Annotated in this window: 18 protein-coding genes; 11 read left to right on the forward strand and 7 right to left on the reverse strand. The window is 35.6% G+C overall.

The features are described from left to right. Positions 1-127: 127 nt before the first annotated feature. The 4 genes from KHA96_RS11920 to KHA96_RS11930 all read right to left on the reverse strand — a co-directional run bounded on the left by KHA96_RS11920 (position 128) and on the right by KHA96_RS11930 (position 4,535). Entirely contained in the window at positions 128-595 is a 468-nt protein-coding gene (locus KHA96_RS11920; protein WP_213129504.1) for a hypothetical protein, read from the reverse strand. Between the two features lie 16 nt (positions 596-611). Further along, positions 612-1,067, reverse strand: a complete 456-nt coding sequence (locus KHA96_RS23250; protein WP_283248452.1) for a CBO0543 family protein — start codon at positions 1,065-1,067, stop codon at positions 612-614. 276 nt (positions 1,068-1,343) lie between these two features. Next, complete coding sequence (locus KHA96_RS11925; RefSeq protein ID WP_213129505.1) at positions 1,344-1,796, reverse strand: CBO0543 family protein; 453 nt, start codon at positions 1,794-1,796, stop codon at positions 1,344-1,346. A 384-nt stretch (positions 1,797-2,180) separates the two neighbouring features. Next, positions 2,181-4,535, reverse strand: coding sequence for a bifunctional diguanylate cyclase/phosphodiesterase (locus KHA96_RS11930; RefSeq protein ID WP_213129506.1), 2,355 nt, complete (start codon positions 4,533-4,535; stop codon positions 2,181-2,183). A 542-nt stretch (positions 4,536-5,077) separates the two neighbouring features. On the opposite strand from KHA96_RS11930, the gene KHA96_RS11935 reads away from it, so the two are divergent. The 8 genes from KHA96_RS11935 to KHA96_RS11970 all read left to right on the forward strand — a co-directional run bounded on the left by KHA96_RS11935 (position 5,078) and on the right by KHA96_RS11970 (position 13,332). Next, positions 5,078-5,839, forward strand: coding sequence for a hypothetical protein (locus tag KHA96_RS11935; protein ID WP_213129507.1), 762 nt, complete (start codon positions 5,078-5,080; stop codon positions 5,837-5,839). 493 nt (positions 5,840-6,332) lie between these two features. Further along, positions 6,333-6,473, forward strand: coding sequence for a hypothetical protein (locus tag KHA96_RS11940; RefSeq protein ID WP_213129508.1), 141 nt, complete (start codon positions 6,333-6,335; stop codon positions 6,471-6,473). Then, positions 6,470-7,747 (forward strand): ABC transporter substrate-binding protein, encoded by a 1,278-nt coding sequence (locus KHA96_RS11945; RefSeq protein ID WP_213129509.1) that lies wholly within the window; start codon positions 6,470-6,472, stop codon positions 7,745-7,747. The genes KHA96_RS11940 and KHA96_RS11945 overlap by 4 nt, the downstream gene beginning before the upstream one ends. 67 nt (positions 7,748-7,814) lie before the next feature. Then, entirely contained in the window at positions 7,815-8,756 is a 942-nt protein-coding gene (locus tag KHA96_RS11950; RefSeq protein ID WP_249315478.1) for a carbohydrate ABC transporter permease, read from the forward strand. Positions 8,757-8,768: 12 nt separating this feature from the next. Beyond that, a complete protein-coding gene (locus KHA96_RS11955) occupies positions 8,769-9,593 on the forward strand; it encodes a carbohydrate ABC transporter permease (RefSeq protein WP_213129510.1) in 825 nt (274 codons plus the stop codon). A gap of 108 nt (positions 9,594-9,701) precedes the next feature. Next, the gene (locus KHA96_RS11960) at positions 9,702-11,099 is read left to right on the forward strand and encodes a family 4 glycosyl hydrolase (RefSeq protein ID WP_213129511.1); all 1,398 of its coding nucleotides are present in this window, start codon (positions 9,702-9,704) and stop codon (positions 11,097-11,099) included. A gap of 32 nt (positions 11,100-11,131) precedes the next feature. After that, entirely contained in the window at positions 11,132-12,430 is a 1,299-nt protein-coding gene (melA, locus tag KHA96_RS11965) for an alpha-galactosidase (protein WP_213129512.1), read from the forward strand. A 155-nt stretch (positions 12,431-12,585) separates the two neighbouring features. Further along, positions 12,586-13,332 (forward strand): GntR family transcriptional regulator, encoded by a 747-nt coding sequence (locus KHA96_RS11970; protein WP_213129513.1) that lies wholly within the window; start codon positions 12,586-12,588, stop codon positions 13,330-13,332. On the opposite strand, the gene KHA96_RS11975 is transcribed toward KHA96_RS11970, so the two are convergent. Together KHA96_RS11975 and KHA96_RS11980 are read right to left on the reverse strand one after the other, a co-directional pair. Beyond that, positions 13,329-13,613: a hypothetical protein gene (locus tag KHA96_RS11975; protein ID WP_213129514.1), complete on the reverse strand. Its 285-nt coding sequence runs from the start codon at positions 13,611-13,613 to the stop codon at positions 13,329-13,331. The genes KHA96_RS11970 and KHA96_RS11975 overlap by 4 nt on opposite strands. Positions 13,614-13,716: 103 nt before the next feature. Next, a complete protein-coding gene (locus KHA96_RS11980; protein WP_213129515.1) occupies positions 13,717-14,289 on the reverse strand; it encodes a uridine kinase family protein in 573 nt (190 codons plus the stop codon). A 491-nt stretch (positions 14,290-14,780) separates the two neighbouring features. Between KHA96_RS11980 and KHA96_RS11985 the strand changes: the two genes are divergently transcribed. Next, positions 14,781-15,197 (forward strand): hypothetical protein, encoded by a 417-nt coding sequence (locus tag KHA96_RS11985; protein WP_213129516.1) that lies wholly within the window; start codon positions 14,781-14,783, stop codon positions 15,195-15,197. Positions 15,198-15,405: 208 nt separating this feature from the next. Here the strand turns inward: KHA96_RS11985 and KHA96_RS11990 are convergent, their stop codons facing one another. Further along, complete coding sequence (locus KHA96_RS11990) at positions 15,406-16,248, reverse strand: Yip1 family protein (protein WP_213129517.1); 843 nt, start codon at positions 16,246-16,248, stop codon at positions 15,406-15,408. Positions 16,249-16,497: 249 nt separating this feature from the next. Here KHA96_RS11990 and KHA96_RS11995 point away from each other — a divergent pair, with 249 nt between their 5' ends. Both KHA96_RS11995 and KHA96_RS12000 read left to right on the forward strand, forming a co-directional pair. Further along, positions 16,498-16,638, forward strand: a complete 141-nt coding sequence (locus KHA96_RS11995) for a hypothetical protein (protein ID WP_213129518.1) — start codon at positions 16,498-16,500, stop codon at positions 16,636-16,638. Positions 16,639-16,711: 73 nt separating this feature from the next. Further along, positions 16,712-17,500, forward strand: a complete 789-nt coding sequence (locus tag KHA96_RS12000; RefSeq protein ID WP_213129519.1) for an HNH endonuclease — start codon at positions 16,712-16,714, stop codon at positions 17,498-17,500. Positions 17,501-17,759: the final 259 nt, after the last annotated feature.

The raw sequence follows: 17,759 nt of genomic DNA on the forward strand, positions 1-17,759 counted from the left end.
TACCGAATCCCTTTACAGGGTATTTGGTATTTTTTGTCTTATTGCGTTTCCGAATAAAGTTAGTTTTACACAGGGGTATTGTTGTTTCTGCCTAGTCAGTCATTTTGTTTGTTCAAAAAACTAAGGTTTACCTAATGCTGCCTATTTCGATTTTTCGAATCCATTTATAATACACAAGGACAATGTACAAAAGTAAAGGATTGATCAGAATGGAATGCCCTAATTTCCACCATCCATGATGGTAATAACCCCACGGTTCAGGTAATAATGTAACTAATTCATATAATGTGATAAGGATTATCCAAACAGTAAAATAAAGAACACGTCGATAAAGAGTCTGTCTAAAAGGGTACCAGTTTAAAAACATGATATTAACAGGAGGAATTAATAAGATATAAACAGGTATGGAACTCCAGTCCACACCATTAGAGAAGTACCAATATCCGTGATATTTTAAGGAAACAAATACATCAAAAAATGTTTGGAAAGCCATCGTAAATACCCATAAATGTACAATTTGATTTTTCGTCAGTCTTTTATTTGTTTTAAATGCAATAAAATTTAAAAGTATGATTGCAATCATCATTCCAATCATTTATATGAACCTGCCTTTAAAAAAACCAACGATAAAATACCCTTGAACTATAATAAGAAATCCATACGGTAAGGAAGCTCCAATACCATTTCCATTTTACATATTTGATCAAATTAGAGTATTTTTCTACAAGCACTTCAAACATCACAATAAAACCCGTATGGAAAAGATAATAAAGAAATTTTATACACTTATTTTTGTGTTCTGGAAAGTGTACGTTAAAGATTGCGCACAAGGCAGGAAAATAAAAAAATTCGAATGAAAAACTTGTTTTGTTAGCCCTTTTAAAAAATCGAACAGGATATTTTATCAGACCTAACTCCGCAATAAACAGTCCCGAAAACCACGTTACAAATTGTTTGTAAAAAAAAGCGACGATAGCATGCCGGATTTTATTTTTGGGGATAAACTTAAACAATAGTCCTGCCGTTATTACCCAAAGCAATAGAAGTATTCCTTTCTCTTTGGACATCCTTCAAACAACTCCTTCTCCCTTAATTTCCCGCCATGAATATATTCATACAACGGATTGATCACTATTTAATTTGTCCGAAAATTGCTTTGGAACTATAGAAGGATTCTAAGGAAACAGAATTTAACATTTTTAAATATAGTAGTTTTAGGTATCTGAATATATTTGATCTAGAATGTGAAGCAATGGGCAAGTTCGCCCTTAGTAAAGAAGTTATATAGTGAAAAAATTAAATGGCACAAATATAAAGAAGAGATTACAACTTACGGAAAAATATCAAGGAGATTTTGTTAACTTTCTTATGAATTTCATATGGAAAATAAGAACCGTATAAAGAATAGGATAACAAAAAGCGGAATACCAAAGTTTCCAATGATTGTAATAGAAAACATTAGTATGTAAGGCTATATATTCGAAAAAAGTTGTAAGAAGTGTACATCCTAAAATAAAAATAAATTTCATTGTCAAAGGCTTTTGATAGGGATAAAAATTAACAATGAACATACTTACAGCCGGGTATATAACGATAAATATAGGTAAATACTCCCAATCAACCCCTTTTCTGAAAAAACCATATAAATCTAATTTAACATCCAAGTAATAATCAGCTATTGCGGCTATGAAAGCTGCAAATAATCCGGTAAAATACAATTCCCATATTGCCACATTCTTTGGCATAAGAATGATGCCAAGTATGGAAGCAAAAGTGATTATAATCAATAAGAACATTTTTTTATTTCCTTTTTTTTACTATACTTCCCATTAATATATCCTACATACTTACTGAAGGAAGAAAAATAGTACTACAGCAAGTTTTAATTTAGCCTAAGAATATAAAAAAGAGCGGCGATCTCGCCACCCTTAAGCTCAGCTTTTTCCACAAATGCGCACATTCATTGTACAAGACGATCTATTCAACTTACTTATCTCCTGTTTTTACTATAGAAAATTTTCCTTTTGGCGTATATCCAATCATAGGCGATTATACTGGCGCTATTCGAGTAAACAGTGTGCGACTATGCATTGTTCGGACACGGATTTTTAGTGAGACTTGAAAAATATATAAAACCCTTGGGAGATGCTTCTTATCGTTCCAAAGGACACTACAGAAGCCTATTCCGGCTGTCCTACACTTTCAAGCATGTCCCAGATGACCGCCTGTTGGACTGGCTTACTATAGAAATAGCCTTGTATAATATCACAGCCTTCTTTTTTCAGCCAGTCTACCTGTCCTTTGCTTTCGACTCCTTCCACCAGTACTTGAAGGTTCAAGTTGTGCCCCAACTGAATCATGGATCTGACGATAGCTTCCTGTCCAGCGTTTCCTATGAGATGATCCACGAATGATTTGTCTATTTTCAGTACCTCTATCGGCAATTCCTTCAAATATTTAAACGAAGAGTAGCCTGTGCCAAAGTCATCGAGGGATATTTTCACACCCATGCTTCTGATTTCCTGAAATTTACCTTTTGCTTGGTCTTCAAAAGCCATTGAGGCGGATTCGGTCAATTCCAGTTCGAGATAGTGCGGATCCATTCCTGTAATTTCGATTGCTTTTTTTAGTTTTTGCAAAAAGTCATCTTTTGAAAATTGAAGTGGAGAGATATTGACGGCGACTGTAATTGGCTGCATGCCTTCCTCTTTCCACTGAACCCATTGGGAGCATGCCTTTTCAAGAACCCAATCTCCAATTTCATAGATCATTCCTCTTTCTTCGGCAATTTGAATGAATTCAACGGGTGAAATATTCCCCAGTGTTGGATGCTTCCACCGCAGAAGCGCTTCGACGCCTTCTACCTTACCTGATGCAACCCCCACTTTTGGCTGATAGACGAGGGAAAATTGTTTTTGTTCGACTGCTGTCCAAAGCGCTTCTTCCAATTGTGCAGCCCGGACAATTTGTGATTTGATCGCAATATTGAACATAGTTACTTGATTTTTTCCATTTCTTTTCGATGCATACATCGCCAAATCTGCATAGCGAAGCAATTCCTCGGCCGTTTTTGCATCCTTTGGGTACGAGCAAATTCCTGCACTAACCGTCACACGCACATTGATGCCATTAATGGAATAAGGGACGTTCATCTCATCCACACAGCTTTTTGCAATTTCATAGGCATCTCTGGCACGATCATCGACAAGTAAAATGACAAACTCGTCACCTCCGATTCGTGCAAGAAGGTCATTTTTTTGCATCAACTTCTGCAGGCGTTTGGACACATATTTCAATAAAGTATCACCGGCTTCATGGCCAAGAGTATCATTCGTGAACTTAAGCCGGTCTAAATCTAGGTAGATGCAGGCAACTTCCATGCCAGATTTAATCCATCCATCCAGCCCGTTCTCCAATTTATGTCTATTAGGCAGAAGGGTGAGTGGATCGTGATAAGCCATGAACTCAATACTCTGTTCTGCCTCTATTTTTTCTGTGATATCACGAAGAAACCACAGTGAGTCATTAATCCCATCTTCTTGAATGGTGTGTTTATTTACTTCAATTGTCCGTGTACCAACCGTAATGCGGAACTCCTTATTATATTCCGCACCCTTCGTCAGTTGGGGGTGGAATTCTTCAAGAAGGAAAAGACCTTTGGCTGCAGCCGTGCTATTGAAAAGGCGATAAAACGCCGGATTGGCATGGAGGATGAAACCATCCTTATTTGTTACTACAATGCCATCTTCTGCAGAATCCAAGATGGTGTCATGCACCACTTCTTGCTTTCTCCACATTCTTTCAAAAGTAATGGAGAAGAAAAAAATGATAAAAATGATAAAAGTGACGATTGCTACGATCCAAACTAGAAGATCGGTTTTGATCATATGGGATGGTATAGATGCTCCTGCCGCTGGATCTGTTGAATACTCGGCAGCGGACATTCCTGTAAAGTGCATCCCTGTAATGGCGATCGCCATTATAAGAGAGAACACTATTTTTAGCTTCCGAGACATCTCATGTTTGGAGTATGGATAAAAAAAGCCAATCCATAATGCTGCCATGGATGCGAAGACTGCAATAAAAATTGAAGCGGCAAATAGCGTTTTGTCATAGGTGATGATCATTGGTTTTATGGCTTCCATTCCGATATAATGCATCGAAGCAATACCGAGACCCATGATCGTACCGGAAGAGACAAAACGTGTAATAGTAAACGTACGTCTTGAAACGATAGAAAAACCAAGAAAACAGCCAAAGATCACAACAATGACCGAAAGGATAACGAGAACTTGATCATAATAAACGGGATTTGGAAAATGATAGCCCAGCATTGCAACAAAATGCATAGACCAGATGCCAATCCCTAAGACAGCCGCACCAGATAAAAGCCATGCAAGCCTCGCTTTTTTCTCTGAATATTTTACTCTTCTTGCCAGATCAATTGATGCATAGGCTGAGATGGTTGCAATGACATAGGACAGGAAAACAAGCCATAAATTATGATGGTCGTGTGTGTGCAAAAGAACGTTCAACTTGTCACCTCATGAGTTTATAGTTTTAACAGGGAGTACAAATATGTTAAGGGTTTGTCCGGGAAATGAAGAGTTATTGAAGCTTTATAAAGGATTTATTAAGTCCTAATAGAAAATAATGTTCATTAACGTCTCATTTTTAAGTGAATGAATAGATTTATTGTTTTGTGTGTGAAAACTTAGTAAGGAAATTGTCGAATTTTGATTATATATAGAGAAATATTGGTAATGCCCAAATATAAATTATACATAAATTCAAGGCGTTTGGTTAAATAAATTTTTCTGAATGTGCTGCTCATCTAACTTTTGGGCACAAGTCATGATTATGAAAGGTAAAATAGTGTTTTAGTGTATAAATCTTTATACTCTATTAAATTATTTCATAAAATATATTTTTTTTGACAAAATCTAGCAATAATGTTGTATTCGTTATATCATAATAGAAGGAATAATTTTCAAAATTAAGTATATTTTATAGAAATGTTGATAAATGGCTAATTCCAAGGAACTAGTGAGTATCGTATATTTTTGAGGTGAGTTTAATGTCGAGAAAAAGCACCGTATTTGTCTTATCGTTTATAGCTTTAGGGATTGCTTTTTTAGTGGGTGGCAATCTTTATTGGAAAAAGAGTGTTTCAGTTATTAAAAATGATGATAATGTGGTGGTTGGTAAGGAAATAGAAATACAACAAGAAATAACCACGGATGTCGAGTTAAACGGGACCTCCAATGAGGAACTAGAAGCGACGGAGGATGCCGCAGAAGAAAAAAATAACGATAATCTAGATGAAGTAACTGATGAAGAAACAATGGATCAAGTTGATGAACCCCTTACAGAAGAAGAAGAGTTCACTGATAGTAAGGTTACGAACAATACCCAACAATCTACTTATGTGCCAACGACGAATAATAAACAAGTGACTAACATTCCTAGAACACAGGTTTCCAATAATAAACCGAACACAGCTAAAAAACCTGAGACTACGAAACTTAAAGAAACTAAGCCTGTGAATACAAATCCAGCTAAGACTAGTCCGAAAACGGAAAAACCAAAAACAGATATAGAAAACCCAAAGGATAAGCCAAAGGAAGACAAGCCTGACAAAAAACCTCCTTCAGATAAAGGTAAAACAGAAGATCCTAAACCTGGAAAGCCAGATGTAAAAGAGCCGGAGAATCCAAAACCGCCTGTAACAACTGATCCTCCGGAGGAAACAGTCGACCCAGATCCTGTCAAACCTCCAGACTCAGAAAACTCACCTGATGACAGTAAAAAAGATGTTGAAAATAAAGAAGAACCTTAAAAAACTAGCTATATCAAAGTGAGCACGTTTTTCCCGAAACCTTATAAAAAGGTGATGCGGAATAAACGTGCTTATTTATTCTAATATGCTAAATTCTTAGTCATATAAAGATAGAGGTCCGACTTTACATTTTAATTTTTCACAGTACCAATCGAACCCTAATCTAGTGATCATAATGAATGCTAAAAATAGAAAAAGTAACCGCCCCACGTCCGACAAAAGGATAAAGGGTTGTTACTTTTTTTAGTACACCTTTTAGATTTCTAAGTCAGCCGTTCTTTATGCGTTATATAGTTTTTAATCTGACTGAGCGTTCGTAGCGCTCGGTCATTCATACATATCCAAAGTTAGGATTATAAATAATTTTTTTGCAAAATTCCCTAAAATTCATTTAAAAATAAATACTTCTATCAATAATGGGTTGACCCATTAACCTACAAATGGTATATTCAGATAAATTAATGAATTCTGATTCAAAAAGGGGGTATGTTGGTTGATGGCTTGTAAGGGGTTTCAGGTGCAATCTATTAAATATAGTTTTACTGGTGGCGAAATCACCTTATTTTTAAGTTTTAATGAAAGTGCTTTCAATCAAATCGAAAACAAAATGATGGAGGGGGTAAAAATAATATGAAGAAAAAATGGCTGACAGCTTTATTTTTAACTTTAGTAACTATTTTCGTTTTGCAAGCGTGTTCAAATAGTTCGTCTTCTGGCTCAGATTCCGGCAAGGTGAAACTCGTATGGTGGGCTCATGATAATCCTGCGTTTGTTAAAGCAAATAAGCAGTTTATTAAGGATTACACAGCGGAAAATCCAGATGTGGAGATTGACCTGCAAATCTTTCCGTACGATGCTTTCGTTCAAAAATTGAAGACGGCGTATGCTGGAAATGCAGCGCCTGATATCGCACAAATTTTTGGTAGTTGGGCGCCGCAATATATTGCAAATGGACATCTTTCACCTGTTCCCGATATGTATGCTGATAAGTTAAAGACGGACTTTTATGAACCGACTTTAGGTGCTTATACAAAGGATGGAACGATTTACGGGATTCCACAAGAATACAATTTGGAAAATGGAGGAATGCTTGCCAGTCCCGATATGTTTAAAGAAGCGGGAATTGAATATCCAACAACATGGGATGAACTTGTTGATGCTTCTATTAAACTAACAAAAACCGAGAACAATAAAATCACAACTAAGGGATTCGAGTTTGTGAGTGGAGATAATATTACATTCTTTTTCTTGTCTCTTATCCTTCAACAAGGCGGAGAGTATTTAACAGAAGATGGACATGTGGATTTCAGTACTCCTGAAGCAACAAAGGCAATGGGTGAGATGAAGAGGTTTTTAACAGAGTATAAGGTTACGGACTTTAGAGATTTTGGCGGGGATCTAGATATTTCCGACTTTTTCTTCACAGGAAAATCAGCAATGGCGTATAGAGGACCTTGGACAATTGCGGAAGGGCAGGAAAACTATGAATTAGGGGAGTTTGACTACATCCCGATGCCTGCCTATGAAGATAGTCAGCCATATTTTGCCGCTGAAACTGGTTGGGGAGAAATTGTTGCAAAATCCAGCAAGCATCAAGAGGAAGCATGGAAATTTGTAAATTACATGACGGAGAGGGAACAAGCAAAATACTTTAATATTACTACGTTCACTGTACCGGCCAATATTGCGGCGGCTGAGGATCCAGAGCTTTTAGAAGCTCTTCCTAAAATGAAGACGTCTTTGGACATTTTAGAGTACGGTAAATTTATAGGTAACTTTGATACAGATTTCTTTAAACAGCAAGTGAATGATAATTTTCAATTAATTGTGGATGAAAAACTTTCAATTGATGATGGGTTGAAAAAGATTGAAACTGAAATTAATAATATGGTAGATAAACAGAATTAACGTATGGCAACGAATGGTAATGAACAAAGAAGAGGGTAATCCCTCTTCTTTTAAAAGGAGTGATATTATGCCAGCACAAGCTAAAATCGATATGTCGAGCGGAAAGATTGGAAAGTCAAAGACACTTTCAAGCCTAAACAAAAAGAAACGCCGATTTATTTTCGTATCCTTAACGCCTATTATGGTTTTGTTTATGATATTCTTTGTGATCCCAATTGTCTGGGGATTGCTTTTATCTTTATACCAGTATAATCCGTTAAATGCCAACTCTCCCTTTGTTGGACTAGAAAACTTTAAAGAGCTGCTACAGGATGATGTGTTTAAAAAAACCTTTTGGAATACATTTAAGTTTATTATTATTGCTGTTCCTGGAAATATATTTTTAACATTATTCATTGCTATCGGAATTAGTAAGATTCGAGGCCGTTTCTTTCAAGATACATTCCGTACCCTTTATTTTTTGCCATGTATCGCCCCTTTAGCTGCCTCGGCAGTTGTTTGGTCTACCCTTTTTAATTCTGATAGAGGACTATTCAATATGATTTTAATGAATTTAGGATTCTCAGGGGTTGATTGGTTGACGGACCCAACAATGGCGATGTATTCCGTCATCATTATGACACTTTGGGCTGATATGGGCTTTAATATTGTCATATTTATCGCAGGATTGAATGCTATACCAGAAATGTTTTATGAGGCAGCTGATCTGGATGGCGCCGGCAAGTGGGACAGGTTTCGAAATATTACGGTTCCTCTTTTAAGTCGTACAACCCTTTTTATTACCATTATGACAAGTTTGTCTTACTTCCAAATGTTCCCACAATTCCAGGTACTTACAAATGGGGAGCCCCAGAATGAAACGAGGGTATTGGCATTAAGTATTTATGACCATGCTTTTAAGTATTTTAATATGGGTTATGCCTCCGCGATTGCAACTGTTCTATTTTTAATCATTTTAATCATCACGATTATTCAACTTCGTGTCGGCAAATCAAATTGGGAGTACTAGGAGGGCAAGGGTATGAAAGGTAAAGTAGATGTTCCTTATATCATTCTTTTTTTCTTTGTTTCTGTAGGAGCAATCATTATGTTTATTCCTTATTTATGGATGGTGTTATCCTCTTTAAAAAGCAATCTGGAAATCATTTCCCCATCGTCGGGATTATTCCCAAAAACAATCTCTTTTGATGGTTATAAAACTGTAATCCAAGAGGCCCCCTTCATGAGGTGGCTTTTGAATAGTACGTTTACATCGGCGGCTATCACTTTGGTAACGCTATTCACAAGTGCGATAGGCGGTTATGTTTTTGCTAAGTATCGTTTTCGGGGTCAAAAGATTTACTTTGTTTTGCTGCTTGCAACCATGATGGTTCCATTTCAAGTTGTCATGATACCAAGCTATTTGATTATTTCTAAAATGGGATTGTTAAATAATCTGTTTGCTATTATCATTCCAAATTTAGTAAGCGGATTTGGCATCTTTTTAGCGAAACAATTTATTGAAGCGATTCCAAATGATTTAATCGAAGCAGCACGTATTGATGGAGCCGGGGAGTTCCGTACATTTTGGAGTATGATTTTGCCGCAGTTAACTCCAGCTTTATCAGCTTTAGGAATTTTCACTTTTATGGCGGCGTGGAATGATTATTTATGGCCGCTGATTGTATTAAATGATACGAACAAAATGACAGTGCCATTAGCGTTGGTTTTCTTTAATGGCCAGCATTCAGTCAACTACAATGTTGTTATGTCAGCAGGTGTTCTAATTATGATTCCAGTAGTTATTGTCTTCCTGATCTTCCAACGTCAATTCATTAAAGGTATGGCCTTAACAGGTTTGAAATAATATTGTGCAGACGAAGATATATGTGCCTCGATAATTAACGAAATGCTATGAATCTAATTTCTATTACTTTCAAGTTAGAAGGTTAATATATATAGGAGGTTTTCGATATTGGAAAGAAGGAAAATAGTTTTAATTGGTGCAGGTAGTGCCGTTTTTACGCAAGGACTAGTGACTGATTTTATTGTTTCGAAAAATATGGGGCGTTGGGAAATTGCATTAGTCGATATAGATGAAAAGGCTCTTCAATCTATTACAACATTAGCAAAGAAAATGGTTGAAAGTAAAAATGCCGATATTATCATCTCCTCTTCTACAAACAGAAGGGAATTGTTGCTTGGAGCGGACGTTGTAGTGACAACGATTGCGGTCGGAGGTAGAAGGGCTTGGGAAAATGACGTTTTTATCCCTAGAAAGTATGGAGTTTATCAACCAGTAGGGGATACGACAATGCCCGGTGGGATATCAAGAGCATTACGGATGATTCCAACGATGCTTGATATTGCAAGGGATGTAAAAGAACTATGTCCTGACGCTTATTTCTTCAACTATTCGAATCCAATGACAGCAATCTGTACGGCGATAAAGAGGGAAGTAGGCATTCCTGTCATCGGATTATGCCATGGTGTCATCCATGTCGAACAGTATTTGGCAAAATTCCTTGGTATATCATCTTCAGAATTTAAAACATTCGGGGTAGGACTTAACCATCTCACCTTTTTATATGATTTAAGATTAAAAGGAAAAGATGCTAAACCTATGCTTTTGGAAAAACTGACAAAGCAAAAGAGGTTATCAACATCTCCTGAAAACTCTAATGTAGAGCAATTCCGTGAGATGGGTGGTAGCGATTCAGATACACCTTTTTATGGAGATAATCCATTTTCATGGCAGTTTTTTGAAAAATATAATGTATTCCCTGCTGTATTAGATCGACATGTTGTGGAGTTTTTTCCAGAACGTTTTCCTGAAGGGCATTACTATGGAAAGACGCTTGGAAAGGATGCATTTTCTTTTGAAAAAGTAATCGAATATGGAGATCAAGTATACGAGAGGATGCACGAACAAGCTGTTGATGGAAGCATTAATGAAAGCTTATTCAATCGCTCTGAAGGTGAGCATGAACAGCTAGTGGATATACTAAACTCTTTGTATTCGGATGATAGAAAAATGTATTCAATAAATATACCTAATCAAGGCGCTGTTCCAAGTTTGCCTTATGAGGCAGTGTTAGAGATGCCGGCTATTGCATCTGCAAAGGGCTTTGTCCCTTTATTTATAAATGATTTACCAGAAATCCCGAATAGCTTATTGCAAAATCGTATTACTGTCGTTAATTTGACCGTGGAAGCAGCTTTAACTGGCGACTTTTCAATGTTTGTTGAAGCACTTTTGTTGGATGGTTCGGTAAATACAGAAGAAGCTGCAACGAGTTTAGCAAGGGAATTGATTGAAGCGCACCGAGTGTTTTTACCGCAATTTGGAAGAAATGAAATCCATTCTACATAAAATCTATTCAAAATAAGGAGAATGAAAATAAAATGATAAAAGTAACTATAATCGGCGCAGGTAGCGCATTTACTAATAATATTGTTGTAGATATTTTGAGTATTCCAGGGATAGAAAGTGGTAATATAAGTTTAGTTGACATAGATTCCCGACGTTTAAAAATAGCCCATGAACTTGTTGAAAAGATCATTAATAAGACAGAGAAGAAATGGAAGGTTGTATCTTCAGTTGATCGCAGGGAAGTTCTTCAGGATTCCGACTTTGTCATTAACCAGATTGAAGTAGCAGGATTGTCAACCGTGAAATACGAGTTTGAAATTCCCCTTAAATACGGAGTAAATCAGTGTATTGGGGATACATTAGGTCCAGGGGGATTATTTAAAACGCTGAGAACGTTGCCTGCCTGGATTGAAATCGTAAGAGACATTGAAGAGTTGGCTCCAAATGCAACTATTTTAAACTATACAAACCCAATGTCTGCAGTAACATTGGCTACAACAAAGATAACAGATCTTCCGGTAGTTGGGCTTTGCCACTCCATTCAAAATACTTCAAGGCAATTATCAGAGTACCTCGAAGTTCCTTATGAAGAACTGAAATGGAAAACTGGCGGGATTAATCATATGTCATGGTTTACGGAGCTTACCTATCAGGGACAGGATATGTATCCAATATTAAAAGAAAAAATCAGCAAGGATAAGGAATTACTTGCAAAGGATCCTGTTCGTTTGGATGCAATGAAATATTTGGGAGCTTTTGTCTCGGAATCCAGCGGCCATTTTTCTGAATATATTCCGTACTATAGAAAAAGACAAGATCTTATTGAACAGCATTGCAGCGCTGGATATAATGGCGCAACAGGATTTTATGCGAACAATTGGCCAATTTGGCGAGAAGAAAATGATGCTAGAATTATGAGAATGCTATCAGGCGAAGAGGAAATTTCTTTAGAAACAAGCAATGAATATGCAGCTGTTGTGATTGATGGAATGGTCAACAATGTTCCTAAAGTAATATATGGAAATGTCTCCAATACAGGCTTAATTGATAATTTGCCAAGTGGTGGTATTGTAGAAGTAGCCTGTTTAATTAATGCGAATGGAATCAATCCAACTCATTTTGGTAAACTACCTGAACATTTGGCTGCTTTATGCAGAAGTAATATGGCATTCTTTGAACTAGCTGTAAATGCGGTATTGGAGAAAAATAAAGAAATGGCTTTCCATGCATTAACAATTGATCCCTTAACTGCTGCAGTCTGCTCTTTAGATGAAATAAAACAAATGTTTGACGAACTGTATAATGCGGAAAAAGACTTTGTTGGTGTGTAAATATATGTGGGTGGGTCTGGAAGATTTTTCTAGAACTACATATTAAATTAAATGAACTTTCCTTAGCAATGAATTGAGGATATTAGCACGAAAGTGTATAATCATGATGCCTTATCCAGTTTACGATAAATGAAAATGTGTAAAAGGAGTTTGCTATGAAAGGAAAAGTATTGGGAAAAGTATTGGATAACACTAGTGTTATCCCTCTTTATTACCAGCTTCAGGAAATTTTAAAAGAAAATATAGAATCCCGTGTATGGCGTCCTGAAGAAGCCATTCCATCGGAAAACCAGCTAATGAAAGACTATAATATAAGTAGAAACACAGTGATAAAAGCAATAGAAAACCTTGTTCAAGAAGGTGTGTTAATTAGAATTCAGGGGAAAGGAACCTTCGTTTCTAAACCGAAATTCGAGCAATCTTTATCCGGCTTCTATAGCTTTAGCAAGATAATGAAAGAAAGCGGTATTGAACCAAGGGATGAAATTACAAGCTTTAAAGTAGTATCAGCTAAATACAGCGTTGCAGAGCATCTTCAAATAGAAGAGGGAGATCCGGTAATTGAGCTAAGGAGAATTCGTTACGCGGATAATGAACCAATGATATTAGAAACCTCCTACGTCCCAGAACAATACTTTCCTGGTTTAAAAAGAGAGCCACTCGAACAAAGCTCCCTTTACGATCTCATGCAAAACGAATACGGCATTTATGTAATAAAAGCTAAAGAAATCTTTGAGCCTGTCCTAATTAGAGAGTATGAAAGCAAGCTTCTACAAGTAGAAGTCGGCTTCCCAGCACTTCTCTTAGACCGAATCGCCTATGATTCAACTGAAAAACCAGTCGAATTTTGCAGATCCATAGTTAGAGGCGATCGTTGCCGCTTTTATACTGAGCTCCTTTAATCACATAATAAAAGTTGTTCCTCGTAATCACGCCAGTGTTTTACGAGGATATTTTTTTGAATTGGATTAAGATCTCCACTAGGCAAAAATGAGTGTAGGGACATCGATATTAAATAAACAATGTACTCTATAATAGATTCACCAATAGCCATATATTTGTAACCAGTCCTGTAATAATATTCCTTAGTTTTCTTAATATAAAGGAGACTTATGAAACTGTTTTCGATTTTATTGCTGATTTCAGGAGTATTCGTTCCAATTCTTGGAACTCTACCGTACATTTTTTCTTATCCTAATAATGATAGTCCTGATTTCAGGCCATCTATGTTCGTAAAATGGAAATGGCAATTTACAGTGATTAAGATTGAAATGATATCATCCATTCTATTCTGACTTAGGATATAACTTGCTTTTGATCCAGCCACTTATCATGTCTAATGCATTTCCTTCCAATTTATTACCATTAACAATGATATCGGCGAATTTTTTAGTTGGAAGGATAAATTCCATTTCTCGATGTTTTGCCACTTGCACATAATACGTTGCCACTTCCTCCATACTTACTCCCCAGTTCTCCATATTTCTTTTAATTCTGCGATACATGCGTTCATCCGCATCCAAATCAACAAATACTTTCAGGTCGAGCAAATTGCGAATTTCCTCAAAATACAGTGTGAAGATTCCTTCGATGATAATAATGTCGGCCTTATTCTTAGCGTTTAACCACCCGTATAATTCTTCCAAAAATTTATCATAGTCCAATGCATTCGGGTGATTAAAATCGTCATATTCAATATTAGACAATGGAGATTTCATTTTAGGCAGCAATTTCTTAAAATGTTGATCTGTTTTAATAACATATACTTGAGAACCTTGAATTTCTTTGACTAATAGATTACTAAAAGTAGTTTTCCCACTTCCCGAACCTCCAGCAATTCCAACGACGATTGGCTTCATACTATTTATTCCTCTTCCTTTTATTCTTTTTATAATTGAGTATACAAATGTTGCATAAACAAAGTCATAATCTATAAAGTTGAATATTTTGGATACTCTTAAAAACGAATTTAAATTAATGAATACACTAGGACATTACATCAATATATTGATGCCAGATCGGTGAAAAAGACTTTTTGATGGTTTGGTTTTAAAATAAAATCGAATCTTAAATAGTTTATACTGAGTAAGTTCCAGTGGCAACTTATATTTAAATCAAGCCTGCTTTTTTCTTAATAAACGTTTTTTAGAGAGATATTTAAAAATATATAGTAGATATGCGTTAGCATGTTAAAACATAAAAAGTTTATTGTATCTGTTGTAAGCGAGAATATTTTTAAAGTTGAAATAATCTAGTTGAACATCAGATGTAGAAATAATTAGTAGTAATTGGGGGGGTTGTACAGAGGAAAGCGGTCTTTATAGGATAACCTTATAAAGGGGTTTTAATAATGAAGTTGAGAGCGTTGTTCGGTATTTTTCTTGTAGTCATTTCAACGGCCTGTTCATCAACTAAACAAACTGTTGTATCAGACAAAGTAATCTATTTTGGTGAGGGAGATTATTGGAATGCAGCTTACATATACAATCCAGAATTGTATGATGATAAGAAAGTAAATTGGGTTGAAATTGAATTCAAGGATTCAGTATTATCCCAGGAAGATCTAACTAGTATTGACATTGAAATTGAGAGTAGAGATGGTTTGCTTACTGGGAATGCGGGAAATATGGAAACAAAAATGGAAGGTAACATTATTTCTTTACTAGTTGGTACTATTAATTTTGATACATATGAGGAAGATGAATATAAAATTACTATAATGTTCAAAGATAAACAAGATATTATAAAATTGCATATAATACGATGATTAATCTACACAGGGGCTTGGGCTTAAGTAGGATCAATGAAGGGGCTCTATTTTCTACTTTAACTAACTATAAGCAGATCATTATGTATGCTGCTAGGACATAAGCATGTTTCATACCTGTTTTGTTAAGAAAAATTTTGCAGACTATGGCTGGTATTGCATCTTTTTCACTTTTCCCAATGTGGTACATATAGCGTTGGAAGATGCATTAAAAGAATCTAGTAATATCCTCAATTACCCCTATCAATCCTTTAAACAATTGCGTTAAGAAAATGATGGAGTAAATAAAAAATAGGAGACTACTCATCACATAGTAAGCACCGATTCCATAAAAGGAGTCTAACCGAGTAGTCTTTTTGCTCAAATATGTACTTAAAATATAGTAAGGTATGATGGATAACGATAAAGTAAAGATAATACTTAGTATAAAGATACCAACGAAAAATGAATCTAGTAATATAAGTAATAAAGCCACAACTTCTAATATGATGAGAGGCGTGAGCATAGTTCCGTAAACGGCAATGATCTCTTTATTGCTGTTGCCTGAACCGAATAATTTATTGATTGTATAAATTGAAATTGTTACGATTGCGAGCGATAAAATGGTTAAGAAAAATGCTTTAGTAAACACCGGGAAGAACATTGTTCCGCCTACTAACATATCCGATATACCATAGGATGCATCGGATACTATTTTTGATATCGTATTTGCTAGGTTAAAAAATATGATGGCGATTAAAGCGGCAAATATAATGACTGATATTGTCCCATTTAGAGATTCTTGCTGCTGATTGGCGAATATTTGCGATGGCTTTTTTATGTACTGCTTAAAATAATCCCAATACAACTTCGAAGTGTTTTTAACTGTCTCTACATGCTTGTTTTGTTGTATTGGTTGTGCTTGGCTCGGCTGTGCAGTTTCAATAGCTGCTGCCGTCTCCTCTAAAGCTGGATTACTATTAATTTTTTGTTCTGGAGCTGATCTACAGTATCTAATAGATTTGCTCCGCATTTTCCGCAGAACTTCCCCGATTCTTGCTGATTTCCACAATTATTACAAACCATTCCTTTTCATTTAATGACATAAATTTTTAAAAATAGACAAAATTCACCCCTCTTTTACATATTTAATAAATATTACCATATTGTGTATGTAATTGTAAGAAAAAAACAGTTAAATAGTAATGGGTATATGGGATTAGTTTATTGCTTGCGAGTATATTGACATTTTTAATGCATACAGGAAAAGGGATCGTTTGTATCGTTAGGATGTGGCATTCTATCTTTGTATATGTTAATAATGTTGGAGAATGGAATCTTTATTTTTATTAAGAATAATACTGTAAAGCGAAAAATTCTATGGCTCATAGTGGATGAAGAAGTTATTGCCTTTTTATATCGAACTGCGGTTTGGAAAATGGCGATTCATTGCGAATTATAAACATACTAAGCTACTAAAAGGTAATTTAGTAGGAGGTTATCATATTGAAATTTAAAATAAGGGAGAGGTTATTTTGAGTAGATATATTCCAATTGAAGTAAGACAAGGCTTAAGGCAAGAAGTATTTTATGGGTGTCCTATCCATGGATGTGGAAGCCCATACTTATCTTATCATCATTTTGATCCTCCTTATCACGAGGGCGGTACTCATAATCCTGAAGGTATGATTGCTCTTTGCTTGGCACATCACAAGTATGCTGACATTGGAACATATACAAATGATCAATTAAAGAGTTTTAAAAAGAACCCTTTTCTAAAAGGGAAAAGTGTAAAAGGGCGTATTGAATGGATGCGTAGAGATATTATTCTTCGTACAGGTGGAATGACAACTATTAAAACACCGATATTTCTTGAGATTCAACGAAAACCATTGATATGGGTAAAAAAATCGGAATCAGGGGTTATGCTATTGAATATGGATATACCTGGGAAAGATGGTACTTCAATCTTTAAAATTGTAGATAATGATTGGGAACTCAGTAATTCAATTAAAGACTTGGAAGCTGTCCCTAGTGGTAGGAGCATTAATATATCAGCTCCTGCTGATGGAATTGAGTTAATGCTTAAATTCGAAGATGTATCGAATGATGATTTCAAAAAAAGTTTGACCAAGTATAATCTAAGTGAAGAAGATATTAGCGGCTTTAATTTAAATTGGCCTTCTCTTCTAGTAACTCTTAAAGGTAAAATAAAATATCCAATTGATATTGAAATTAAAGAAAATCACTTTATTTTGCAAAAAACCAACACATTTGAAGGTGGGTTTATTGGAAATAGTCAAACAGGAATCTCGATAGCGTAGATATGTTATTTTGATTGTATTTTCGTAAAAAATAGCTTTGGATCAGGTTAGGACTGTTACATAACTTATTGACTTAATACAGAAGCAATTTTTTGCAGAGGTAACTGTTCTGAGTGTGAAAAATAATTCAGCTTGGGATTGTAAAACATAAAAATGCCAGTCTTCATACGTGAAGGCTGGCACTTTTTTTAGTGGACACAACTAAAATAGGAGCTATAACAGTCGGTTCTCCGAAAAAGCTAGAATTTTGGTATTTTAA

Source organism: Bacillus sp. FJAT-49711 (genome assembly GCF_018343715.1).
GTDB lineage: Bacteria > Bacillota > Bacilli > Bacillales > Bacillaceae_C > Lederbergia.